The sequence below is a fragment of the Sphingobacterium psychroaquaticum genome, assembly GCF_900177625.1.
In the GTDB taxonomy this organism is placed as follows: Bacteria; Bacteroidota; Bacteroidia; order Sphingobacteriales; family Sphingobacteriaceae; genus Sphingobacterium; species Sphingobacterium psychroaquaticum.
On sequence record NZ_FXAU01000002.1, the window covers coordinates 665,263 to 690,671 of the forward strand.

The 25,409-nt window shown below is 40.8% G+C and carries 17 protein-coding genes and 1 rRNA gene; 9 read left to right on the forward strand and 9 right to left on the reverse strand.

The features are described from left to right. The first annotated feature begins 8 nt into the window (after positions 1–8). Genes nrdI through nrdF form a run of 3 tightly spaced genes read left to right on the forward strand, consistent with a single transcriptional unit; the run spans position 9 to position 3,518 of the window. Positions 9–416, forward strand: coding sequence for a class Ib ribonucleoside-diphosphate reductase assembly flavoprotein NrdI (nrdI, locus tag B9Y69_RS08320; protein WP_085472467.1), 408 nt, complete (start codon positions 9–11; stop codon positions 414–416). Next, complete coding sequence (gene nrdE / locus B9Y69_RS08325; RefSeq protein ID WP_085472468.1) at positions 376–2,481, forward strand: class 1b ribonucleoside-diphosphate reductase subunit alpha; 2,106 nt, start codon at positions 376–378, stop codon at positions 2,479–2,481. The genes nrdI and nrdE overlap by 41 nt, the downstream gene beginning before the upstream one ends. 50 nt (positions 2,482–2,531) lie before the next feature. After that, positions 2,532–3,518, forward strand: a complete 987-nt coding sequence (nrdF, locus tag B9Y69_RS08330; protein ID WP_085472469.1) for a class 1b ribonucleoside-diphosphate reductase subunit beta — start codon at positions 2,532–2,534, stop codon at positions 3,516–3,518. Between the two features lie 265 nt (positions 3,519–3,783). Here the strand turns inward: nrdF and B9Y69_RS08335 are convergent, their stop codons facing one another. The 5 genes from B9Y69_RS08335 to B9Y69_RS08355 form a co-directional block, all read right to left on the reverse strand. Next, positions 3,784–5,364, reverse strand: coding sequence for a SusD/RagB family nutrient-binding outer membrane lipoprotein (locus B9Y69_RS08335; RefSeq protein ID WP_085472470.1), 1,581 nt, complete (start codon positions 5,362–5,364; stop codon positions 3,784–3,786). 33 nt (positions 5,365–5,397) lie between these two features. Beyond that, a complete protein-coding gene (locus tag B9Y69_RS08340) occupies positions 5,398–8,547 on the reverse strand; it encodes a SusC/RagA family TonB-linked outer membrane protein (RefSeq protein ID WP_234991147.1) in 3,150 nt (1,049 codons plus the stop codon). Positions 8,548–8,774: 227 nt separating this feature from the next. Next, a complete protein-coding gene (locus tag B9Y69_RS08345; RefSeq protein ID WP_085472472.1) occupies positions 8,775–10,490 on the reverse strand; it encodes a GMC oxidoreductase in 1,716 nt (571 codons plus the stop codon). A 5-nt stretch (positions 10,491–10,495) separates the two neighbouring features. Next, positions 10,496–10,978: a gluconate 2-dehydrogenase subunit 3 family protein gene (locus tag B9Y69_RS08350; RefSeq protein ID WP_085472473.1), complete on the reverse strand. Its 483-nt coding sequence runs from the start codon at positions 10,976–10,978 to the stop codon at positions 10,496–10,498. 66 nt (positions 10,979–11,044) lie between these two features. Continuing rightward, positions 11,045–11,695: an HAD family hydrolase gene (locus tag B9Y69_RS08355; protein ID WP_085472474.1), complete on the reverse strand. Its 651-nt coding sequence runs from the start codon at positions 11,693–11,695 to the stop codon at positions 11,045–11,047. A gap of 686 nt (positions 11,696–12,381) precedes the next feature. Between B9Y69_RS08355 and B9Y69_RS08365 the strand changes: the two genes are divergently transcribed. The 5 genes from B9Y69_RS08365 (at position 12,382) to B9Y69_RS08385 (ending at position 17,437) form a co-directional block, all read left to right on the forward strand. Continuing rightward, positions 12,382–12,906 (forward strand): RNA polymerase sigma-70 factor, encoded by a 525-nt coding sequence (locus tag B9Y69_RS08365; protein WP_234991149.1) that lies wholly within the window; start codon positions 12,382–12,384, stop codon positions 12,904–12,906. Between the two features lie 231 nt (positions 12,907–13,137). Next, a complete protein-coding gene (locus tag B9Y69_RS08370; protein WP_085472476.1) occupies positions 13,138–13,749 on the forward strand; it encodes a fumarylacetoacetate hydrolase family protein in 612 nt (203 codons plus the stop codon). Continuing rightward, positions 13,749–15,467, forward strand: a complete 1,719-nt coding sequence (locus B9Y69_RS08375; protein ID WP_234991151.1) for a M23 family metallopeptidase — start codon at positions 13,749–13,751, stop codon at positions 15,465–15,467. The genes B9Y69_RS08370 and B9Y69_RS08375 overlap by 1 nt, the downstream gene beginning before the upstream one ends. A 7-nt stretch (positions 15,468–15,474) precedes the next feature. Further along, on the forward strand, positions 15,475–15,939 hold the full coding sequence (gene bcp, locus B9Y69_RS08380; protein ID WP_085472478.1) for a thioredoxin-dependent thiol peroxidase: 465 nt from the start codon (positions 15,475–15,477) through the stop codon (positions 15,937–15,939). A 28-nt stretch (positions 15,940–15,967) separates the two neighbouring features. Further along, entirely contained in the window at positions 15,968–17,437 is a 1,470-nt protein-coding gene (locus B9Y69_RS08385; protein WP_085472479.1) for a glycine--tRNA ligase, read from the forward strand. Between the two features lie 57 nt (positions 17,438–17,494). Here the strand turns inward: B9Y69_RS08385 and B9Y69_RS08390 are convergent, their stop codons facing one another. The 3 genes from B9Y69_RS08390 to B9Y69_RS08400 form a co-directional block, all read right to left on the reverse strand. Continuing rightward, positions 17,495–18,991: a hypothetical protein gene (locus B9Y69_RS08390; RefSeq protein WP_144036527.1), complete on the reverse strand. Its 1,497-nt coding sequence runs from the start codon at positions 18,989–18,991 to the stop codon at positions 17,495–17,497. 67 nt (positions 18,992–19,058) lie between these two features. Then, the gene (locus B9Y69_RS08395) at positions 19,059–21,395 is read right to left on the reverse strand and encodes a glycoside hydrolase family 95 protein (RefSeq protein WP_085472481.1); all 2,337 of its coding nucleotides are present in this window, start codon (positions 21,393–21,395) and stop codon (positions 19,059–19,061) included. 4 nt (positions 21,396–21,399) lie between these two features. Further along, a complete protein-coding gene (locus B9Y69_RS08400; protein WP_085472482.1) occupies positions 21,400–23,283 on the reverse strand; it encodes an alpha-L-fucosidase in 1,884 nt (627 codons plus the stop codon). 166 nt (positions 23,284–23,449) lie between these two features. Here B9Y69_RS08400 and B9Y69_RS08405 point away from each other — a divergent pair, with 166 nt between their 5' ends. Beyond that, positions 23,450–24,940 (forward strand): catalase, encoded by a 1,491-nt coding sequence (locus tag B9Y69_RS08405; RefSeq protein ID WP_085472483.1) that lies wholly within the window; start codon positions 23,450–23,452, stop codon positions 24,938–24,940. A gap of 176 nt (positions 24,941–25,116) precedes the next feature. On the opposite strand, the gene rrf is transcribed toward B9Y69_RS08405, so the two are convergent. Continuing rightward, positions 25,117–25,228, reverse strand: a 5S ribosomal RNA gene (rrf, locus tag B9Y69_RS08410). Between the last annotated feature and the right edge of the window lie 181 nt (positions 25,229–25,409).

Below are 25,409 nucleotides of genomic sequence, written 5' to 3' on the forward strand. Positions count from 1 at the left end.
CAAGCAACATGGTTCATCTATATTATGACTCCAGAACAGGTAATGTTCAACGCTTTATAAATAAGGTTGTCCAAATTACAGGTTGGCAGGCACATCAGATCGCAGACGATATCGATGTGCCAGAGGCAGGCCACCTGGTAACCTATACCACCAAGATAGGTTCCATGCCCGACAAAACAGTAGCATTTATGAATGCTTACGCTGAGAAAATTTTCTCCGTAACATCAAGTGGAAACAGAAACTGGGGCCGAAACTTTGGTCTCGCCGCAGATAAAGTATCCGAAAATTATGATGTCCCTTTAGCCATGAAATTTGAACTTTCAGGCACTATGGAAGACATCAATCAGTTTATCGACATAATAAAAAACCAATACAATGATAGCAAACGAGGTAGCAAAAAACTGGATATTGCTTAATAATGAAATCATGATTAAGCATGAGGACGAATACAGCTTGGAGAAAGACAAGGAAGCTGTACGTGCCTATTTCTTGGAACACGTAAACAAAAACACTGTTTTCTTTTATAACCTAAAAGAGAAAGTGGATTACTTGATCGAGAACAATTATTACATCAATTACTACGAATGGTTTACATTCGAAGAGATGGAAAAGGTGTACGATTTCGTTCATGCCAAGAAATTCCGTTTTCAATCGTTTATGGCTGCCTTTAAATTCTTTCAGAGTTACGCCTTACGTGATGACTCAGGCGAAAAATTCCTAGAGCGTTACGAAGACCGTGTTGTTTCTGTAGCACTCTTCCTAGCGCGCGAAGAAGGTGTACAAAAAGCTATCGAATACGCGGAAATCATGATTAATCAAGAATATCAGCCTGCTACCCCGACGTTCTTGAATGCTGGAAAAAAACGTTCTGGCGAATTGGTTTCTTGTTTCCTTGATGAAATTGGAGACAATTTGAACGGTATTGGTTATGCTGTCGATTCTGCGATGAAATTATCGTCCATTGGTGGTGGTGTTTCTTTCAATATATCAAAAATTCGTGCTCGCGGTGAGGCCATCAAAGGTGTAGAAGGCCGTGCTGGTGGTGTTCTTCCCATCATGAAAATCATGGAAGATACCTTCTCTTACGCAAACCAACTGGGACAACGTCCTGGTGCAGGTGCTGTTTATTTGAATATATTCCACTCAGACATCGAAGAGTTCTTGGATTGTAAGAAGATCAACGTCGATGAAAAAGTACGTATCAAATCGCTTTCCATTGGTATTATCGTCCCTGATAAATTCATGGAACTTGCCGAAAAAGATGAAGCTTGCTACTTAATTTACCCGCACACGGTAATGCAAGAGTATGGCGTTGCTTTGGATGAGATGGATATGGATGAAATGTATGACGAGTTGATCACCAATCCGAACGTTAAAAAGAAAAAAATTAACGCACGCCACATGTTGGTGAAAATAGCACAGACACAAAAAGAATCTGGCTACCCATATATCTTCTTTAAAGAAAACACCAACCGTGCCCATGCATTAAATGGTATCGGAAAAGTGAAATTCTCTAACCTTTGTACTGAAATTATGCAGGTATCTCAGGTTTCAGATATCAATACTTACGGTAAAGAAGACACCATCCGTTACGGTATCTCTTGTAACTTAGGCTCATTGAACATCGCTACAGTAATGGACAATAAACGGGTCAAAGAAACCGTAAAAACAGCTATGCGTGCGCTTACTGTAGTAACAGATGTGACCGATATAGACATGGTTCCATCTATTGCTAAAGCAAATAAAGAATTACATTCCGTAGGATTGGGTGCGATGAACTTACATGGTTTCTTGGCTAAGAGCTTTATCATGTATGAATCAACCGAAGCCCTTGACTTCGCCAATACCTTCTTCATGATGATGAACTACTACTCGTTAGAAGCATCGATGGAGATTGCAAAAGAAAGAGGTCGTACCTTCACGGGTTTTGAAAAATCTTCTTACGCAGACGGAACATACTTTGATACGTACACAACGCGCGAATACACCCCAACAACAGATAAAGTAAAAGAATTATTTGAAGGGGTTTATATTCCGACAAGTAAGGATTGGGAACAGCTAAAAGCACAAGTGGCAGAACATGGTATCTACCACGCATACCGCTTGGCAATTGCTCCAAACCAATCGACCTCCTATATCATGAATGCAACGGCATCGGTTATGCCAATTGTAGATATCATTGAAGTAAGAGAATATGGCGATAGTACGACGTACTACCCAATGCCTTATCTAACAAATGATAATTATTTCTACTTCAAGTCCGCTTATGATATGGATCAATTTAAAGTATTGAAATTGATTTCGGTTATCCAGCGTCATATCGATCAAGGTGTTTCGACAATTTTGCATACGAATTCAAAAGATTCAACACGTGATTTAGCGAAGTATTATATCTACGCGCATAAGCTAGGATTGAAATCGTTGTACTATACACGTACACGTAAGTCGACCATTGATGAGTGTATCTCCTGCTCGGCATAACGCTGAGCCAGGGACGATAACTTTTGGTTTTACTATTATTAATAAAGAAAATGAGCAAACAATTTAAAGCTGTAAACTGGAACACCCCGGACAACGATTATGTCTTGATGTTCTGGGAGCAGAATATAAGACAATTCTGGATTGACACAGAATATATTCCTTCTAAGGATATCGATAGCTGGAAAGGCTTGAGCTGGGATATGAAGGAGTGTTACAAGAAAGCTTTGGGCGGATTGACACTGTTGGATACCCTACAAAGCCACACGGGTATGCCGAAAATTATCGACCATATCGACTCTTTACAGAATAAAGCAGTTCTTTCGTACATGTGTATGATGGAGGCTATCCATGCTAAATCATATTCAACGATCTTTACGACGGTATCTACTACGAATGAGATCAATGATGTATTTGGATGGGTGAAGGAAAACAAATTCTTGCAATACAAAGCTTCTACGATAGATAAATATTACCGTGCGATTGATAAAGAGCAAGTAAACGATGAGGAATTGTTTATGGCGCTTGCAGCATCGGTTTTATTAGAGTCTTTCTTGTTTTACTCTGGATTTTTCTTGCCTTTATGGTTATGTGGACAAGGACAGATGGTAGCCTCTGCGGATATTATCAAAAAAATTATTGCTGACGAGTCTATTCACGGTGTATTCGTAGGTTTAATTGCACAAGAAGTCTATAGCCGCCTATCCAACAAAGAAGAAGTAAAGGCTCGTTTCATGAACTTGTTAAACGACTTGTACGAAAATGAAATTAAATATACCGAAGAATTATATACTGTTGTAGGCTTAACAGCTGAAGTGAAAGAATACGTACGCTACAACGGTAACAAAGCTTTAATGAATTTAGGCTTTGATCCAATCTTCGAAGTAAAGCAAGTAAACCCAATTGTATTGAACGGTCTAAACACCGAAACAACACAACATGATTTCTTCTCGAAGAAATCAACAAACTATGAAAAATCCATGGAAATTGTCCACCTAATGGATGACGACTTTAAAATGGATGCTTTGGTAGAGATTTAATTATAGTTGTAATATAATGTGATTAAAAAGGCTGTCCCGTAAGGAACAGCCTTTTGTGTTTTAGTTTGTCTTTTAGCTACATAGTACACCCCTCCAGACATATATAGATCAAAGAATCTCACACCACATAGATACACTATATTTCTAACCTCTTCGTTTTGGAAAACGACATCAAATAAGAACAACGTCAACACGTCTTAAACACAAAAAACTCCCTAGCTTTTTATAGCCAGGGAGTTCTGATTTTTATTTGTATGTCAATACATTATAATTTATCCCACCACACACGAGAAGTCATGCGATCGCCATCGGTTAAACGACCTACAGCTTCTTGGTAATTTTTTTGATTAACCGTAGACTCTTCCGTAGGATATGTGAATCTTCTCGGAATAGTTCCATTGGTTGCATTTCCAATATAGTTCACGGTCTTCAACACGGGATAACCGGAACGACGCCAATTCGCGAACGACTCGTACTCATCAGTAAACGTATTAATATAATACTGTGTATTGATTTGCTCTAAAGCAGTAGATTGACTAAAAGGATTCGCTGTTAAGTAATTCTGAATCGCAGCATCACTAATACCTTGTATACCGAATTGTGTAAACTGTTTCATAGCAGCGGTCACACCGGCATCGTAGTAAGATTTTGCCGTTCCAGAAATCCAACCACGGTAAGCGGCTTCCGCAAGCAGTAATTGGTTTTCTGCATGTGTTACCAAGAAGGTCGGCGCATCGATTCGCCCATAAGTATATCGGTTTACAACAGAATACATATTTAAGGAGTCTCCTGTCAGCCCTTGCTTATCAGGAAACAACGAATACTTTTTAATATCTGTCGCTCCACCTAGTAAGTCATAACCATTTGGCATTCCCAATTGCTTTGCCGCAGTAGTATCCCCTCTCGACCAATTTCCCGCATCAACCTTAATCGTTGGATCTTTAACCACCGTCGCTAAGAAAGACAAGCGAGGATCTTTAGAATCCCGTAGAAGATTGATAAATGATTCGCTCATACGGTACGCATTTGGATCTTCATGAACATAAACCTTTCCAAAGGGTTCCGCACTATTATTAGCCGTCACACCAGCGGCATGTTTCACAATAGCACTCTCGTCGTTACTTAAGAAAAGACCTCCTGCTACAGCTGTATTAACCCAGCTCTTTGCAGCTTCGGCATCAATCTTGGATAACCGCATCCCTAAACGCAGCATCAAAGAGTAAGCGAATTTGCGCCATTTGGTGACATCTCCATTATATATAATATCAGCAGGACCTATAGTAGAAGATTTCCCTTGCAGGTTAGTTGCGGCTTCCTGTAATTCTTTGAGCATGTCAAAATAAATCGACTCTTGTGTATCATATTTCGGGTAACCATTAGACTGATAATACCCCTGTCCGGCTTGCGAATAGGGTACATCTCCATATAGATCCGTCATACGATGGAACAATAACACTTTCATGATACGAGCCATCTGATATTCCGCGTAGAACGCTTCGTTATCTTTCCAGTTTTCCATTAAGTCAATTACGTCACGGATCCCATTCGGATACATCCGATCCCAAAAAGCAGAATTATAGCCCGCACTATAGGTATATTTATCCCCATTCCAGTAACTCTGTACAGATGCCGTGTGTTGAATCATCGTACTGATGTAGATCAAACCATTTCGCCAGGCTTCATATTCGGTACCATATCCGTATTGTTGTACGTTCGTAAAGACTAACTTGTAATCCATACCATCTTTACCAATCGTTTCTGGATTTACATTCAAATCTCCAAAATCACTACATGAAGATAGACCGAATCCACATGCAGCTAGTATATATAAAAGTTTCCTTTTCATTTTTCTATTTTATTATAATCTTGATCTTCGGTATTAGAATTTCAGATTTAAGTTAAAGCCTACGTTACGAGTAAACGGATACCCATTCAATTCTAAACCTTGTCCATTTCCGTTATTATATGCCGATTCAGGATCAATATTCGGCGTGCTTTTATGAATGGTCCATAGGTTCCGACCAACTAATGAGAAAGAGGCACCTCTGAATGGTGTTTTTGTCAGCATTGAACTTGGTAAACTATAACCAAATGAAACCTCACGCAACTTCACAAAGCCAGCGTCGTAAACAAACTCCTCTGTAAAATTCTCATTAACAACATGCTTCCAGTAAGTCTGTGCATCTACCGACTTTGTATTGACTTCTCCCGTTTCTGTCACACCTTGGCCCACAATACCGCCTTCACGTCCTTCAAGTGTCGCCTTCTGCAAGCCTGTGCCATATAGGTTCAAGTTCGTTCCTGAGAACATTTTAGCACCTAACTTCACATCTAACAACATCCCTAAGGTAAATCCCTTATAACTAAAATCATTACGGAAACCACCGGTAAAACGGTAAACACCATTGCCTAACACAGCAACATCCGAGGACCGAACCGGCAAACCATCTTTATTGAAGATACGGTTTCCATTAGCATCGGTTTTATATTTAAAGCCTACAATTTGCCCATAGGACATACCCACAATATTTTGTATGGAAGCATTTCCCGAACGCGATACAGCTCCTTCAATACTCAAACGATCCTGCTCCCCCAAATACTGTACTTCACTATCATTAAATGCGAAATTCACAGATCCTTTCCACTTGAAATCCGCACTCCGAATGATATCACCATAAATCAAAGCTTCCACGCCTTGGTTACGGATTTTTCCTATGTTTTTGATCGCAGCAGAAAATCCAGATCCCGTACTCGTCGTAACTTTCGCGATATCGTCGGTCGTGGTCTTCTGATACAAAGCCACATCAAAACCCAACCGGTTATTGAAGAACTCCATATTTAAACCGGCCTCCCATTCTGCAATACGAACTGGTTTCAGATTCGGATTAGGAACCGTCTCGTTTTCAATCGTTCCTAAAGGCTGGCCATTTAAATCGAAAGATTGTGTCTTATACATTAACGCTGTTTCATATGGTGAAGTTCCGTTTGATGCGGAAGCGCGTGACAAACGTAGCTTACCCATATTCATCCAAGTAGGCAAAGTCAAATGATCGGTGAATACATAGCTTAAGCTTGCTGAAGGATAGAAATAACTGTTATTATTCGGATCCAACGTAGAGAACCAGTCATTCCGCCCGGTAAGGTTTAAGAATAAATAATCGCGAAACCCAAAATCTGCTGTTCCATAGACCGAGTTAACTTTATACTCTTCGTAAAGTTTTTTGAATGTCCGTGTGCTGGCTGTTACGTTACCGGTATTATACACACCTCCGACAATAAATGGTCGAATACCACCGTCGGTTCCCCATTGTTCCCATTTAGTCGTTTGGCTATTTCCACCAATGGTTGCTCCAATAGAAAAATCACCTACTTTCTTCTTGGCACCAATTAGGTAGTTAAAATTAGTTTCTTCAAACTCCTTGCTATACTCATTGATATAACCATTGGGATCCGCTGAGGCACCTTTTGGTTGAATCTGCTTAAAGCCTAAAGTATAGCCGTCACGTGTTATGGCACCTTGCGCGTACAACCAGTCGGTGATATCATAACGCAGATTCAATCCTCCTGTTAAACGTTTCCGTGTCGAATTGTTGGATTTGTTGTACTGTAAAAAGTAAGGGTTGTTGAAATATACATTATTTCCAGGCTGCAATTCTCGGCCTTGTCCATCGACTGCCGCCTCTAACCAACGCACATCGTAACTATTCGCTAGGTACAACAAACTCGCATTGGTATTACCATTCCCATCCGATAGATTCGCCCTATTTTTTACAAATTCAAACATATAATTGGCATTCAATCCTAACTGCACACGGGGTGTAATCTTATACGTCGTATTCAAATTAATTCCCCGTTGGTTCGAATTTGCATTAGGAAGGATAGAACCATCGTATATATTATTCAGACCTAGGCGAAAACTCGATTTCTCATCGCTACCACTAACAGCCACAGAGGTCTGATTGGTTAACCCTGTACGATAAAAATTCTTCCAGTTATCGACACCAGAATAAGCATATGTATTCCCCAAGGCATTCATGGCATTACTACCATCCAAGCGTGCCCCCCAACTTTGGTCATATGTCTGAAATGCAGAACTTTGTGTAGATGGTTTCAAACCTTGATTCCCTTGTCCATAAACCGATTGGAAATCACGATAGTCATAAATAGTATTTACCGTAAAGTTATTATTGACATCGATGCCTAAGCCTGGCTGTGCTTTACCTGATTTCGTCGTAATCATAATAACACCATTTCCTCCTCGGTATCCATATAAAGCTGATGCAGCCGCACCTTTCAGCACTTGGATACTAGCAATGTCATCTGCATTTATACTATTCAGACCATCCCCCATATCCAAACCACCCCACTGTCCAGCAGAACCTGAAGACTGGTTGTCCAATGGGATACCATCTACTATGTATAGAGGTTGGTTATTACCGGTTAGCGAAGCATTACCGCGGATCACAACGCGGCTACTCCCGCCCATACCCGTGGCATTGCCAGCAACACTTACCCCTGCGACCTTTCCCGATAAAGCATTCCCTAGATTGGGATCCCGAGCCTCCGTAAATTGCTCACCTCCTACCGTCGTCGTGGAGTAACCTAACGATTTCTTTTCACGTTTAATCCCTAAAGCCGTCACCACGACCTCTTCAATATTCTTGTCTACCGATGAAAGCTCGATTACAATGGACGATTTTCCCGAAAGCATGACTTCCTGCTCTTGATAACCGATAAAACTAGCAACTAAAATATCGCTAGCTCCTGCATTTAAACTGAACTTCCCTTCACGGTCCGTTTGCGTCCCGGCGCCCATTCCTTTTACTTTTATGGTAACACCTCCTATCGGAGCGCCAGTACTGATGTCGCGCACAGTACCAGTCACTGTTTGCTGACTCTGTATGTAGCTGGCATCCAATCGCCCGATATCAACTCGAGCATACGCAACGTTGTAACCGGTTGCAAGAAATGATAAAGGAAGCATCAATAATCCTCCCCGAATCTGTTTCAATTTGTCAAAGTTTAACATAGTTTGTCTGTATAGTTTGATTTATATTTAGTTTAATAGCTAAAACGTTTTATCTATTTGAAACACATGAACTAGCATAATATTCATATCTAGAAAATAGTGGTTATAGGCTTACAATTAGTAACAATAATTATACGAATTAAAGCATTTTAATCGTTTTAGCAAATTTTTTAACAAAAAAACCTCTCTATTTTTTTAGAGAGGTTTTTCTTAATGTTGCGAAAAAGTTACAATTCGCCCTTTTTCAGCTGCTCAACCGCATAATCTACCGAACGTGCAGAAAAAGCCATGTAAGTAAGGGAGGGATTCTGTGTAGATGTCGAAGTCATTGCAGCTCCATCCGTGACAAAAACATTGGGCACAGCATGCAATTGGTTCCATTTATTAAGCATAGATGTTTTTGGATCCAAGCCCATACGCACACCTCCCATTTCATGAATATCTAAACCAGGAGGTTGTGTATTCTCATCTCGTTTGATATTTGTAAAACCAGCCGAAACAAACATCTCTTCCATGGTATCGAGGTAATCCTTCTTCATCTTCACATCATTATCGTCATAGTCGATCGCAATTTTAAGTAATGGAATTCCCCAATCATCTGTTTGTTTCACATCAAGTGCTACATAACTACTTTCCTTAGGAATAGTCTCGCCCATCATGTGCGAGCCAACTCCCCAATTTCCAAGCTTCGGGTTCAATAACGAATCCTTCAGATCCATGCCCAGGCCCGATTGATCAGAAGAAGAAGAACGCCAAGCCCCGAAACCGGCGGCATAACCCCGTAAATAATCTGTTTCTTGTTTATATAGATTTCGAAAACGAGGAATATATCCGCCACCAGCAGGATTTCGACCTTCTGTCTTATAATCCAGTAGCCCCTCATACTCGCCGTAAATACGCGCACTATAATTATGAAAAGCCACGTATTTACCCAAAGTTCCACTATCATTTCCCAATCCTTGTGGAAAACGACCGGAAATGGAGTTTAAAAGAATTAGATTCGTATTTAATGCCGCTGCATTGACAAAAATAATTTTAGCAAAGAAATCAATTTCCTCCTTTGTATTGCGATCAATTACCTTAACCCCTACAGCCTTCCCTTTCGTTTCATCGTATATAATCGAGTGCACCACTGAATCGGGACGCATCGTTAAATTTCCAGTTTTAGCAGCCCAAGGTAATGTCGATGCATTGGAACTAAAGTACCCTCCAAACGGACAGCCCCGTTGGCAGAGCGTGCGATTCTGACACTGCGTTCGCCCCTGTTGAATATGTATAGGTTGTGGTTTCGAAATATGAGCACATCGTGCTGAAATAACTTTTCTCCCGGAGAACTTACCTTCAACCTGTTGCTTAAAATACTTCTCCACTACATTTAGTGGATAACCAGGCAAGAACTCTCCATCAGGTAATTCCGGTAGACCATCCCGATCGCCAGCAATCCCGGCGAAGCGTTCCACATGATCGTACCACGGTTTAAGATCCGCATAGCGAATAGGCCAATCTACAGCAAAGCCATCCCGTTCCGGCCCTTTAAAATCCAAATCGGACCACCGTTGCGTTTGCCGTGCCCATAATAGTGATTTTCCTCCGACCTGATAACCACGAATCCAATCGAATGGCTTTTCCTGTATATAAGGGTGTTCCTTATCTTTCACAAAGAAATGGGCTGCATCTTCGTGAAAAGCATAGCATTTACTAACAATCGGATTTTCTTCCTTAATCTTTAGTGGTAACTCATTGCGGTGTTCGAATTCCCAAGGATTCATATTGGTGGTAGGGTAATCTTTCACATGCTGAACATCTCGTCCTCGTTCCAACACCAAGGTCTTCAACCCTTTTTCACAAAGTTCCTTCGCCGACCAGCCGCCGCTAATTCCTGAACCGACCACGATAGCATCATAAGTTCTATCTTTTACTGAATCAATATTTATGTTTGCCATGTGCCTTATACATTTACTTTTACGGCACCATCATAGCGGCCCGGTACTAATTCATAAATCAATTTGTTCTTCATCACATATTCAGAATTCAAATAACCCTGGACCGTACGACGTTTTAGAATCTTAAAAAATACATCTTCTTTTGGAAGACCATTCAAATAATCTAAAATTGCTTTTTGATCAGCCTTCTTTAACGAATCTGCCGCTTGCTTCAAACCTTCAATAAAGGCTTTTTGTTCTTCTTTGGTCTGACAATCGTCGACCATCTTCATCACAAAAAGATGTAAGTTAAGCGCGTTACCACCGGGCGAATCCGAGGCAGGAATTATAGCCTCAACAAAGTCTCCAAGAAGTTTTTCATCAGTTGCAGAAAGCTTGATATTGGTCAGGACGATAGATGTAGATTGACCATCGCCAGCACATGACGTTGCAATCATTATCCCTCCAGCAACCACAAACAACTGCTTTATGGCCGTTCTTCTATTCATGATTCATGTTTATTTTTTGATGGTCGAAAATACAAATAATATTGAATTAAACACTAGCTAAAACCATTAAAGCAATATATTACGAACTCCAATTAAGTCTTCGACCAAGTGCGTTGCGTCGACTAGCTTAGCCCGTTCGCTCTCTTGTTCCGAAACAGCAATACACGATATTCCGGCCGCTTTTGCGGCGGAAAACCCAGTAATCGTATCTTCCACCGCAACAATATTCGCTTTCGGAAGACCTAACAAATCACAGGCTAAAAGGTAAGGTTCTGCCGCAGGTTTCGCTTCTGTAACTTTTTCGCGCGTCACAAAAAACTCAAAAAAAGGTAACAGATTATGATGTCCCAATACAGTATCTACTGTTGTCCTATAGCTTGATGTTACGAGACCTATACGCATAGGCGATTCATGTAAAGCCTCGAGAATTTCACGGGCATGTGGCATCAATTGGATTGTCCGCATGTCAGACTTCGCATAGTTTGCTCTTGTTTCCTTCCACATAAACTCCACGGTTGTTTCGATACCCCATTTCTTTTTCAATAAATCCACATTAGCGACCAAAGTATGTCCCGCGAAGAACTGAATCCAATCCGTAAAAGTGATTTCAAAATCAAATTCCGAAGACAGGATAGGCTGCCAATTGGAAAAATAAAAAAATTCAGAGTCAATCAACGTGCCGTCTAGGTCAAAAAGCACTGCTTCTATGTTGTTCATGTCTTAAACATAAAAAAAATCGAGCAGTTCCACGAATAATCTTTTGGTCTCACATTCGGTATACCCCACAGCAATGCAACTAACCTATAGGTTGCTCTTTATTTGTGATTAATCCAAGGTTCCCAAGAACTGACAAATGAGACACCTTGATTATTAAGAAAAGAGAGGCGTCCATTGTGCGGTGTACATGTTGACGGCACAGGTGATCCCATTTGGAACCGATTTTCACAATATAGTAGGTCTCTACAAGCTACATTTAGAGCGCATAAAAATAGCCTGACGACGAAAAAATGGTCATAGATTCTTTATCAACTTGGTCGCTAAGCATAAAAAACAAATAATTGGTCAACATTATGTATATTGATTTTGAACAACTAAAACCCATTCAAAAAGCAATTATCCAAACCATCATACAGACAAATGATAGTCTTTCAGGAGATCAAATTTTCTTGCTCTTAAACCAAGTAGAAAAAAAATACTGCTATGCTAGTATATTCAATAACTTAAGGATTCTTAAAGAGAATGAAATCATTAGGTGCGAAAGTCCTTCACAAAAAAAAGTACCCAATCGATATAAGCTAACAGAAAAAATAAAAGGAAGTATCGGATCGGGAAAATAAGTATAAATGGATAAAGATGTATTTTATTTATAATCATTCTAAATAAAATGTATCTTTACCATCGTTTTGGATATCAACGCAGACCATACAACACACCACATCACCAGAGAGTCTTTCGAAGAGCTCTTCCAAACCTATTGGAAGCGTATGTATTCTTTTGCATTAAAAACTGCGGATAACGCAGACGATGCGAAGGAAATCGTACAGGAAATCTTCAAGTCACTCTGGGAACGCAAAGATAAGTTATCCCTGCATGATGCAGAGCGCTACCTACTCCGTTCCGTAAAATTAAAAAGCTTGGAATATATCCGTAATAAGGCCACACGGAACCGGCATCACGAAGTCATTCTGACAGAAAGCAATGTAATCTACGAAGATAGTCAACTACATTTCAAAGAGCTTAAAGATCGTATAAACCATGTCGTGAATATGCTTCCCAAACAATGTAAAAATGTATTCAAAATGAGCCGAGAGCAAGGGCTCACCAACAGAGAGATCGCACAATTATTGTTCATTTCAGAGCGTGCCGTCGAATATCATATAAGCAAAGCTCTTGTAATCTTGCGGGCACATTTTCAACCCCTCAAATAAGGCCAATGATTAAAAGATTACTTTTCTTTTCAAGCCCATAACACCCCGTTTCCGTATAGTCATCGAACTTCTCAAACAACGTCAGCGTAATGAATGAAGGCCCTGGAAAGGAATCTGTAGTCCCTCTCCGACACTTTTAAAGCCCCTATTATCCGAAGACTACCTTTGGAATAAGGAGGAGGAATGATTAAGTTTGTTTAAAACACTCAACATAAAAGTCTATTTCAACACATGAAAATTATTGCAGTAGGTAGAAATTATATCGATCACGCTAAAGAACTTAATAATCCGGTTCCGGAGAACCCTGTCATCTTTTTAAAACCGGACACCGCTGTCCTCAAAGATAACAAGGACTTTTACTATCCAGATTTTTCGAAAGATGTACATTATGAAGTAGAAGTTGTCGTCCGTATTTGCAATGAAGGCAAGCACGTCACTAAAAAATTCGCACACAAATATTACGATGCCATCGGTTTAGGGATAGACTTTACGGCCCGTGATTTACAGTCTACACTCAAACAAAAAGGACTTCCGTGGGAATTAGCTAAAGCTTTCGATCACTCTGCAGTAGTCGGTACATTAATTCCCAAAGACGAATTTGAGTCGATTAACAATATTAATTTTAGTCTCAAGAAAAATGAAGAAGTCGTACAAATCGGGAATACCGAGGATATGATTTTTGATATCGAATCCTTGATCGTTTTTATTTCACAATATATCACCCTCCGTAAAGGTGATTTGCTCTTTACGGGTACACCGGCCGGGGTTGGTCCGGTTGCTATTGGGGACAAACTAGAAGGATTTATTGCAGAAAAATCTATGTTTATCTGCCAAATTAAATAATGATGAAGAAACGTATAGCCATTTTGGCCAGCTGTGCGCTGTCTCTTTTCTTTGCACAAGCTCAAAAAAGAGATGTGATTACTTCTCGGGATTATCCACAGGGTTACTTCCGCAATCCCTTAAATATTGCGCTAGATGCCTCTGGAACTTTTGGAGAGCTCCGGACAACACATTTCCACGCTGGTGACGATTACCGGACACAACAACGCATCGGTTTACCATTACATGCTGCCGCCGATGGTTTTGTTTCCCGTATACGGGTACAAATTGGAGGTGGAGGTAATTCAATGTACATTGATCATCCGAATGGTTTTTCGTCGGTCTACCTACATATGGATGGCTTCAATGAGGTACTAACTGCGATCGTTCGCGCCGAGCAGTTTAAACAGCGACGTTTTGATGTAGATGTAACCTTAACGCCCGAGCAAGTTCAGTTAACAAAAGGACAATACATCGGAGATGCCGGAAATTCAGGGGGATCAGGTGGGCCGCACTTGCATTTTGAAATCCGTGATACAAAGACACAACACCCGTTAAACCCACAGCTCTTCGGACTCCGTTTTGCGGATAACTTTAATCCAACAATAAACAGCATTATGCTGTATGATTTAAATGATGAGCTGTTCAGTGAGAATACCCCACGTAAATCATTTGCTGTCCGTAGTATAGGGAGTGGTCGATATGCGCTCCAGTCTCCGGTACAAGTACAAGCCAAATTTGGCTTGGGCATTAGTACCATTGATAGACACCGGGCTGGTGGTTTTCAAAACGGCGTATACTCTATCGAGCTTTTTATTGATGGACAAGCCGTTTCTACCGTTGTTTTTGAAGAATTGGACTTTAATACCTCCCGAGGAATCCATTCTTACATAGACTATCCGCATTGGAAAAAAACAAAAGCGAAAATTCAAAAAAGCTTTAAAGATCCAGGAAATGTTATTGAAATTTTCAAAACGCTAAAAGATAGAGGTGTTATCTATCTGACCGAACCGCGGACATATGATGCGAAATATGTGGTAAAGGATGTAGCAGGTAATTGCAGTGAGTTGGATTTTAAAATTCAAAATAACCCTGTTCCTCCCGCTGCTGCACCAAAGCGATATGGAGAACTCTTTTCGTACAACAAAGTAAATACATTTGAACAAGAAGCAATCAAAATAAATATACCGCAAGGTGTGCTATACGATGATGTTGATTTTCTGTATAGCACTGCTCCACAACCGACAAATGCATATTCCATAACACATCGTGTACATAATAGCTTAACGCCCTTGTTTTCCGCCTACAACTTAAGCATTAAACCGACAAACTTGCCCGCGCATCTACAAGATAAAGCATTAATTGCTTCAGCTGAAGGTGGTGCTGAAGGAGGAAAGTTCGAAAATGGATGGGTGACCGTCAACACACGGAATTTTGGCAACTTTTATGTTGTCGTTGACACCATTGCTCCAACGATCTCTCCACGAAATTTTAGTGCCGGTAAAAGTATAGCAGCACAGCGAAAAATAGATTTTACCATCTCGGATAACTTCTCCGGAATTCAATCCTTCGACGGTTACATCGATGATCAATGGGTATTAATGGAGTATGATTCTAAAAACAAACACTTGTGGCATGTCTTTGATTCTACTTTATCCAAGGGAACTCATCGCTTTAAACTGGTGGTAAAGGATTGGAAAGACAACGAGAAAGTATATGAAGTTAATTTTAGTAAATAATTAAACCATGGCAGAACTACAAATTGGCGATAAAGCCCCCGCAATAACAGCAAAAAATCAAAAAGGAGAAACAATTCAATTGTCTGATTTCACAGGAAAGAAGGTTATTTTATATTTCTACCCCAAAGATAATACACCAGGTTGTACAACAGAGGCATGTAATTTCCGTGATAATTATCAGGCACTATTAAAAGATGGTTTCGAGGTATTGGGTGTTAGTATTGACAGCGAACAATCGCATCAGAAATTTATTAGCAAGCATGAACTCCCGTTCAATCTTCTTGCCGATGAAGACCAAAAAATTGTAAATGATTACGGCGTATGGGTAGAAAAAAACATGTACGGCAAAAAGTATATGGGGACAGCAAGGACCACTTTTGTGATCGATGAGGGGGGCGTTATCCAACACATAATCAAAAAAGTAGATAACAAAAACGCAACGCAACAAATTCGCGACTTATTAGCACAATAAGTCGGGCGAATCCTTTATATTTGCCCTTATGAGCAAGCAAACAGACGATTTTTTTAAAAGCATTATATCGCATGCCAAGGAATACGGATTTGTATTCCCGTCAAGTGAAATTTATGACGGCCTAAGTGCCGTATATGATTATGGTCAGTTAGGTTCTGAACTAAAGAACAATTTGAAGACCTATTGGTGGAAATCCATGGTGCAACTCAATGAAAACATTGTAGGTATCGATGCCGCAATTTTCATGCACCCAACAACCTGGAAAGCGTCTGGGCATGTGGATGGATTTAACGATCCGATGATCGACAATAAAGATTCTAAAAAACGTTATCGCGCCGATCAACTTATCGAAGATAAAATCGATCGCTACGAGAAAGACGGTAAAACAGATAAAGCAACGCAGCTGCAAAAAGACTTGGATGACGCCTTAAATGCGGACGACTTAGTACGTTTGAAAGACATCATCGAAGAACATAATATCGTATGCCCCATCTCAGGCACAAAAAACTGGACCGATGTACGTCAATTTAACTTGATGTTTGCAACGCAGATGGGTGCGATGGCTGACGGAGCAGAGCAAGTGTACCTTCGTCCAGAAACTGCACAAGGTATCTTTGTGAACTTCTTGAATGTTCAGAAAACTGGACGAATGAAAATCCCTTTTGGTATCGCTCAAATCGGTAAAGCTTTCCGTAACGAGGTTATTGCACGTCAGTTCATTATGCGTATGCGAGAATTTGAACAAATGGAAATGCAATTTTTTGTACGTCCCGGTTCTGAATTAGAGTGGTATGCAAAATGGAAAGAGACACGCTTAAAATGGCACTTGGCTTTAGGTTCAGATCCAGCGAAATACCGTTATCACGATCACGCCAAATTAGCACACTACGCTAATGCTGCAGTAGACATCGAATACGAATTCCCATTTGGATTTAAAGAGGTAGAAGGTATTCACTCCCGTACGGATTTTGACTTGAAACAGCATCAAGAGTTTTCGAAGAAAAAAATGCAATACTTCGATCCAGAAATAAACCAAAACTACATTCCGTATGTGATCGAGACTTCTATTGGATTAGATCGTTTATTCCTCACGGTACTTGCCAATTCATTGGAACAAGAAGATCTATCAACAGAAGAAAAACAAGATTCTCGTGTGGTATTGAAATTCCATCCCGCAATCGCTCCTGTAAAAGCAGCTATACTTCCATTAACGAAAAAAGATGGGTTACCGGAAAAAGCACGCGAAATTATGGCGAAGCTTAAAATGGAGTTCAATGTCCAATATGATGAAAAGGATGCCATTGGAAAACGTTACCGTCGTCAAGATGCTATTGGAACACCATATTGTATTACAGTGGATCACCAAACATTAGAGGATAACACCGTTACCATTCGTCATCGTGACAGTATGGAACAAGAGCGTGTGAATATTGCCGACCTAAGCCGAATTATCGGAGATTTAGTCGGTTGGAATAATTTACTGGAAAAACTAGTTTAATCTATTCAACGATATAAAAAAGGTGGCTGTTTCTAAAGGATAGCCACCTTTTTTATGCTAGAAAGGTTCTATAATTTCACCATCCCAGTCTTCGTTCAAACGAACTATAAATTCCGCTTCTTGATCGATTCCACTCAACAGTTCTCCCCTAAAAACAAGCTGCATGTTATTTCGCATACGACTATTGACCGTAAAATCTCTCAGCTGTCGCTCTTCTTTATCCCGCACTGTCACCAGGTACACAACCTCTTGAGGTTCTCCCTGATCTCCCATAAACTGATGAAAATAAAACTCTTTACTCTCCGCCTCAAAATCCACAGCGAACGAAACAATTTCATCATCAACCCCTATATCTTTAGAACGATCACCAAATGGTACATATACAAAAGGTGTATGTAACGGTTTAATAGTAATCCTTCCCACATTGGTAAGATCACGATTATCTGTAAATTCAAACTTAACCATACTATAATAGCGATGCAATAAAAGTGGAACATCGATATCTTGTCGGACGGAAAAAGTATGTGTCACACCAAATATTTTGGCCTTACTGTTCGAGAATAAATTCCGCACGGAATATGTTTGTGCATCGGTTATATCCGAAATGTACAGATCAGCAGCGGACTCGTTAGATAAAAAAATGCTCACATATTCACCTGGCGGCAACTGTAAAGAAAGACCGGGCCACCCTTCTGCTGAAAAATCCACATTATTCTCCTCTACCAAGCGATTCGTCTCTCGGTTGAATATCGCATAGTGAAGACGGCGGATCGATGAATGGGTCATAGTTTTACTTAATCCCGTCAGATTAAAATTATCAATACGCGTTACCCCCATCGATGCATTATAATTACCGGCAGAACCGCGATCACCTGCTTTCATAAGCAATTGAACATACAATGGTCGATCATAATCCAAAGCTATAGTATCCACATAAAAAATAAAGCTATTCTTCGGATAACTCGATGAGCTGGACCCGACGTTGGCAAATTGATTATCTGCTGAAATAGAGTGATAGGTTTCGCCATCTTGCGTATATAGAAATTCAAAATCTTTTGGCCCTGTTGCAGATGAACTAATATCAAAACCTATTGATTTCAATGATTGAACACGGTCCAAGGGCACTTTAACAACCAGATCCTGGAGACCACGAAGCACCATCGCATACCCTCCTGCAAAACCATTAGAAGCCCATCCTTGTGCACTAAAGTCATCTGGAACTTCACCGTCATTATATAAGAACTTAGCATTTTTATCTATTGAAATATCAGGGATAGACGATCCCGTATTAAAAGACCAGTAGTAGAGGTATTCATCTTGCACGACTTGTGGAGGAACATTCGTTATACTAGAAAGTTTAGACAAGGCCGTATACTTTCCTATATTTTGTAAGGGGGAAACAGAGGCGTCGAATTCCTGGAACTCGAACGCTACGGTATAGCTTTCATTATGATCGTCAAAAGATATTACTTCATTTTTACAGGAAATGGTTACAACAACGATTAAAAATAGAGAAAGGCTATACCGACACCATGCGGTTAGTCTTTTCATCATATTATTGTTTATAATTATCTGAATTTCTATAAGATACAAAAAAAACAGGCGTTTCCGCCTGTTTTGCTTAAATTTTAATATTACTCAGTTTCCCGTTGACCAGTACCTTCACCGTTCCCTTATTCTTTCCCTTATTCTTTCCCTTGATCTTATAATCTATTACTTTTCCGTCTTTCCAACTAATATCTACCAAATAATTGCCACGAGCTTTCAAGCCTTTTACCTGACCTTCCTTCCAAAAACCTGGAAGAGCCGGCAACAGATGAATGTAGCCATCATGCGACTGAAGTAACATTTCAGCAATTCCAGCGGATCCTCCAAAATTACCGTCAATCTGGAAAGGAGGATGTGCACAAAATAAATTTGGATACGTCCCAGCACCGACACCTTTATAATCAGTTCCTTCCGCATAGGCTGGTTTGAGGAGTTGACGTAAAATCTCTAATGCATGATCTCCATCATGTAACCGTGCCCAGAAAAGAACTTTCCATGCGCGTGACCATCCTGTTCCCTCATCACCACGTACCTCTAGCGTTTTTCGAGCAGCATCAGCCCATTCTTTTGTTGTAACAGGTGAAATGAAATTTGCTGGATACAATCCATACAAATGTGATACATGTCTATGTTTTGGTTCCACTTCCTTATAATCTTCGAGCCACTCCATGACACGACCTGACTTACTGATCACCACTGCCGGCGGAACATCTTTTAGGTCGGTGCTTAGTGTTGCAGCAAAGGGATCTTTTAGTCCAAGTAGCTTATCTGCCTCGATAACGGCACCATACAACTCCCGTACGATCTGATTGTCGATCGTTGGTCCCATCACAACGGCTGTTGTCTTACCGTTATCCATCCGAAAAGCATTTTCCGGGGATACCGACGGCGAAGTAACCAGCCAACCGGTCTTAGGATCTTTCACCAAGGTTGCTTTATAAAATTCCGCAGCACCTTTTAGAAGTGGATAAATCTCGCGTAAGTAATCCGTATCTCCGGTAAACAGATAGTGCTCCCATAAATGATTGCATAACCAGCCGGATGCCGTACTAGCTCCCCAGGAAGCCTGCTCCCCAGGCGCTGAATATCCCCAAACATTGGTCATCATGTAGACCACCCAACCTGGTGCATTATAATACGCTTTGGCCGTCTTTTCTCCCGTCTTAGCAATACGTTTTATCATCTCGATAAAAGGCAGGTGATATTCCGATAGGTTACTTACTTCAACGCCCCAGTGATTCATCTGTGCATTGATATTCAAGTGGTAATCACCATTCCATGGTGTTTGTATCTGATGTGCCCATAATCCTTGCAAATTGGGCGGTAAAGCATTTGCTACTTTTGGTGCGGTACTAGCGATGCTTAAGTATCGCCCAAACTGATAATACAAGGATGACAAACCGTTATCATGCTGTGGATTAAGGTGAAAATCACGAATGCGTATATCGGTCGGAACATCTTGTCGAGATACGTCGTCTTTTAGTGATAACGATACCCGGCTCATAATCGGAGAATAAGCTGTAAGATGTCGTTCATAAGCGGTTGCGTATGTCAGTTGATTGGTGCTATTTATTTCATCTGACACAGTGCGAACGGGGTCATGCCCATAATAACTTGTTGAAGCGCCTACGTAGATCAAGACTTCATCTGCGTCCTTTACGATAAGTTCATTATCGTGCACCATACGTTTCCCTCCTTGGGCCACAATCCTAACCTGTCCCGCAAACTGAATCCCGTTTCCACCTTTTCCATCAGGAAGATAGCCGCTTACTTTTATCTCATTCTCCTCCACTTGAACCTGAGAAAGATTTTCATCGCGGTAAAAATGCAAGGCAAAAGAAATGGATTGTGCTTTACTCGCCGACAAGCGGATAACACCTACATTCCGGTCAAAAGATGTAAAATATTCCCGTCGATATGTTGTACCATTTACAGCAAACGAGGTCGTTGCTAAAGCTTTATCCAGGTCCAAAGTACGCTTATAATCGACAATATCCCCATCACCAATTTGGTGTAAAAAATTTAGAAAACCAAAGTTCTGGAATGCACCGTATGGCACTTTAGCACCATTTCCATGACCAGAACCTTGCCCACTACATACAAAATTAAGGTTGACCAACCTTTCCGCTTCGTCATTCTTTCCCGCAAATAGCAGCTCTTGAATTTGCTGAACACTTTTGTAAGCATCGTAATTATTCGGGTCCTCTGGACTACCCGACCACATGGAAATTTCATTCAATACAATAGCCTCGTCACGGACTCCACCGTTAGGCATCATCCCGACACGGCCATTACCTAAAGGTAATGTTTCTTCCCAACGGGTCGCTGGCTTATTATACCACATGAGTAAATCTTGCGCATTCAAATGTAGGGTGATCACAACGAGCACCAACGTACAAAAAAGTCTCATAGGATTATTGATATAGATTAAACTCCGCAACCGTAAATGTTGTTCCGATTGTTTCTTTCGGGACAAACTTAATATAACCTTCTTGAATTGGTGTCCCAAAGGAAACGAACTGCTCAATTGGGTTCGCTTGAATATTGGACAACTCTCCTTGTCTCAACGGCCTCCATTGGATATTATCAGAACTCACATAAATAACAAACTTTGTGACCATCCCCTCTTTTTGTCCATCCTGCCGCGGCAAGTAACCAATAGAAGAAACAGCCTTATTCAATTTAAAGACAAGGCCATCTTCCGATTTAGGTAAAGAAGCAAATGTTTCCGATTTTCCATCTACAGCTTGATCAGCACCTGCTGTCACCAAATCAAATCCTGTTCTAGTTACTTTTACTTTAGCTTGCGCTTCTCTCTCAAATTTAAACGGCTCATCATATTCTTTAAAAAGCGCAAAATCACTTAATGCAGGCGCAACAGGGGCATATAATTTTAGTTTTAATTTACGTGCTGTAACGGGATGATCTAATTTAATAAGTCTGTTTGCTCCAATACTCGTTGCTCGTGCCAATACCTGCCAGCGGCCGTTCTTGTGCTCCTCGACGACCACACTATCCAACCGTTGTCCTAACTTAATATTCTCACGCAAGCGAATGATGTCAAATGTCGTTTCTTCCTGAAGTTGAATTTCCAAGACGGGATTATGTACATTATCTTCTGAAGCATAATAGCTATAACGATCGGCATCCAAAAGATTTGATGCTGCAAATATTTTGGCTTTACCTCTTACATTAGAAGCAACAATCTTTGCGCCTCCAGCTAAGTTTTTCTTAAATGTTTGTTCCACTTTTTGTCCAAAAGCAGCTAGCGATTTCACATCATTTTCATGCAGATAACCATCCGGCATCGGTGCAAGACCCAGGTTCATATTAGCACCTCGTCCGACCGACTTTAAGTAGATATCAAATAACTGATTTGGCGTTTTCACTTGCTGATCTTGCTCGGGATGATAGAACCAACCTGGTCGCTGAGGAACGTCACATTCAGCCGGGATCCATTGCTCTCCTCCACGATCTCCTGTCGGTAAATTAGACTCATCTACCACACCCGGTACAGGTTTTTTACCATCTTTGCTCTTCGGAGTTATTGTTGCCCAACTCGTCTCAGCAGCCGAACCATGCTCATTACCGACCCAACGCATATCAGGTCCTACATCAGAAAAAATCATCGCCATAGGTTGGTGCTTCCGAACAATAGGCCAAGTCTTTCCAAACCAATCATAATAGGTTGTTCGGTCGATAATACGCTTTTCATTTCGCCCGCCATAATAACCATCACCACCGTTAGCACCATCATGCCATGACGTAAAAAGCTCCCCATATTGGGTCATCAATTCTGTAAGCTGTTCTCGGTAAGCATCAGCATATGCGGGTGTGCCATATCGCGTATCATTCCGATCCCACGCCGAAAGATAAACCCCGAATTTCATCCCATGTGCATGCGTCGCATCCATAAATTCACGAACCATATCCCCACGCCCCTCCTTGTACAAAGAGCTTGCAACGCTATAAGATGTCGTTTTCGTGGGCCATAAACAAAAGCCATCGTGGTGTTTTGCAACAGAGATCAATCCTTTAAAACCAGCAGAAGCAGCAGCCTTAGCTATTTGATCAGCATTAAAATTTCGTGGATTAAAAATATGTGGATCGGCATCACCATAACCCCATTCCTTATTTTGGAATGTGGTAGGGGTATAATGGATCAAACAGTACATTTCCATTTCGTGCCAACGAAGTTGCCGCTCAGAAGGTAAGACACCATAAGGCTTCGGTGGATTTTGTCCGAATAAAAACAAGGGCAAAACACCGCTCATCAAAAACAATTTGACTCTTTTCATGCTTAATAATAATAGATTCAGGTAGGTGAAAATAACAATAATAGATGGAATAAAATTAAAATATCGGAAAAGATACAAGGCTATTATCGAAAAGCGTTATACGCTATAGAACAATATGATATACAGGCTGTATCTTTTAAAGTTAGATTTGAGAAAATTAAACATTATGGGAGAAAACAATAAAAAAATCACGACATCTTCAGGCGCGCCAATGCCGCATTACGAGGATTCACTTTCTGCAGGACCACGTGGTCAATTGCTATTACAAGACTACTTTCTGCATGAAAAGCTTGCGCAGTTTAATCGGGAGCGCATACCGGAACGTATTGTCCATGCAAAAGGTTCAGGCGCTTATGGAAAATTTACCGTCACTAATGACATCAGTAAGTACACCCGCGCCAAATTTTTAAACAAGGTAGGAAAAGAAACCAAAGTGTTTATGCGATTCTCCACTGTTGGTGGCGAGCGTGGCTCCGCGGATTCCGAGCGCGATCCAAGAGGTTTCGCCATGAAATTTTATACGGAAGATGGGAATTATGACCTTGTTGGTAACAACACACCGGTATTCTTTATTAAAGACCCTCGTAAATTTCCAGATTTTATACATACCCAAAAAAGGGATCCGTATACAAACTGTAAGTTCCCGACAATGGTGTGGGACTTCTGGTCGCTAAATCCAGAATCATTACATCAAGTTACCATACTCATGTCCAATAGAGGAACACCATATGGATTCAGACATATGCATGGTTATGGTAGCCATACTTTCTCCATGATTAACAAGGATAATGAACGTGTATATGTGAAATTCCATTTTCGCACGGAACAAGGAATCCGAAACTTAACCGGTAAGGAAGCTATGGAGATGCGCGGGATTGACCCCGATTACGCACAACGTGATCTCTATACAACTATTGAGAAAGGTGATTTCCCAAAATGGAAACTACATATTCAGGTTATGACCGAGGAGCAAACCAAAACATTTCGATGGAACCCATTTGATTTAACGAAAGTATGGTCACAAAAAGAATATCCTCTTATCGAAGTTGGGATTCTGGAACTCAATGAAAATCCAGCAAACTACTTTGCAGATGTCGAACAAGCGGCCTTCGCACCTGCCCATGTCGTAGACGGAATTAGTTTCTCGCCGGATAAAATGCTTCAAGGACGTATCTTATCGTACCCGGATGCACACCGCTACCGCTTAGGAACAAACTTCGAGCAAATCCCTGTAAACCGTTGTCCTTTTATGGTGAACAATTATCACCGCGACGGATACATGCGCGTTGATGGCAATGGAGGATCCCTGCCGAATTACCATCCTAACAGTTTCGATGGCTTCGTAGCCGACCAGAGCTATGTTGAACCACCGTTAAAACTAGATAGTCTGGTAGCAGATCATTATGATCGTAATAATAACGATGATGACCACTTTACACAACCCGGCGATCTCTATCGATTATTGGATGCGAACGAAAAGGAGCATCTCGTAAATAATATTGTGGATAATATGTCAGGCGTCGATGGTCCGAAAAAGGACGAAATCATTATGCGTCAGCTATGTCACTGGTTCCGTGCCGATACAAATTTAGGTATGAGTGTCGCAAAGGGCTTGGGCTTATCCATGGATAAGCTAAGTGAACACATGCCTAAGTAGTTGGGAGTTTATAGTTGTTAGATCGTAGTTTATGGTTGGTTGTTTACAGACAATTCACTATAAACTACGAACTACTTTCCATAAACTAAAGCCTACGAACTACCCTCTATGATCTACAAACTATCATGTATTAACAAAAAAGCCCCTCCAGTTTCCTGAAGGAGCTTTCGTATAAAATTAGGCGCCGACCTACTCTCCCACCTGTTACGGCAATACCATCGGCTCTGGCGGGCTTGACTTCTCTGTTCGGAATGGGAAGAGGTAGACACCGCCGATATAGGCACCTGAATATCTTTATGTGCTTGCTATAAAATTTAAACAAACAACTAAATAACATATCAGGAAGAAAGAAGGGAAACAAGTAAGAAAACAACAGTGTTTCTATCGCTGTAGAAAGCTTCGGGCTATTAGTACTACTCGGCTTTGGTCTCTCAACCTTTACACCTATAGCCTATCAACGTTGTCATCT

What these genes read in the sequence shown, in the direction of transcription:
- nrdI (WP_085472467.1), top strand. Translation starts at nt 9, where the DNA reads ATGGTTCATCTATATTATGACTCCAGAACAGGTAATGTTCAACGCTTT.
- nrdE (WP_085472468.1), top strand. Translation starts at nt 376, where the DNA reads ATGATAGCAAACGAGGTAGCAAAAAACTGGATATTGCTTAATAATGAA.
- nrdF (WP_085472469.1), top strand. Translation starts at nt 2,532, where the DNA reads ATGAGCAAACAATTTAAAGCTGTAAACTGGAACACCCCGGACAACGAT.
- B9Y69_RS08335 (WP_085472470.1), bottom strand. Translation starts at nt 5,364, where the DNA reads ATGAAAAGGAAACTTTTATATATACTAGCTGCATGTGGATTCGGTCTA.
- B9Y69_RS08340 (WP_234991147.1), bottom strand. Translation starts at nt 8,547, where the DNA reads ATGTTAAACTTTGACAAATTGAAACAGATTCGGGGAGGATTATTGATG.
- B9Y69_RS08345 (WP_085472472.1), bottom strand. Translation starts at nt 10,490, where the DNA reads ATGGCAAACATAAATATTGATTCAGTAAAAGATAGAACTTATGATGCT.
- B9Y69_RS08350 (WP_085472473.1), bottom strand. Translation starts at nt 10,978, where the DNA reads ATGAATAGAAGAACGGCCATAAAGCAGTTGTTTGTGGTTGCTGGAGGG.
- B9Y69_RS08355 (WP_085472474.1), bottom strand. Translation starts at nt 11,695, where the DNA reads ATGAACAACATAGAAGCAGTGCTTTTTGACCTAGACGGCACGTTGATT.
- B9Y69_RS08370 (WP_085472476.1), top strand. Translation starts at nt 13,138, where the DNA reads ATGAAAATTATTGCAGTAGGTAGAAATTATATCGATCACGCTAAAGAA.
- B9Y69_RS08375 (WP_234991151.1), top strand. Translation starts at nt 13,749, where the DNA reads ATGATGAAGAAACGTATAGCCATTTTGGCCAGCTGTGCGCTGTCTCTT.
- bcp (WP_085472478.1), top strand. Translation starts at nt 15,475, where the DNA reads ATGGCAGAACTACAAATTGGCGATAAAGCCCCCGCAATAACAGCAAAA.
- B9Y69_RS08385 (WP_085472479.1), top strand. Translation starts at nt 15,968, where the DNA reads ATGAGCAAGCAAACAGACGATTTTTTTAAAAGCATTATATCGCATGCC.
- B9Y69_RS08390 (WP_144036527.1), bottom strand. Translation starts at nt 18,991, where the DNA reads ATGATGAAAAGACTAACCGCATGGTGTCGGTATAGCCTTTCTCTATTT.
- B9Y69_RS08395 (WP_085472481.1), bottom strand. Translation starts at nt 21,395, where the DNA reads ATGAGACTTTTTTGTACGTTGGTGCTCGTTGTGATCACCCTACATTTG.
- B9Y69_RS08400 (WP_085472482.1), bottom strand. Translation starts at nt 23,283, where the DNA reads ATGAAAAGAGTCAAATTGTTTTTGATGAGCGGTGTTTTGCCCTTGTTT.
- B9Y69_RS08405 (WP_085472483.1), top strand. Translation starts at nt 23,450, where the DNA reads ATGGGAGAAAACAATAAAAAAATCACGACATCTTCAGGCGCGCCAATG.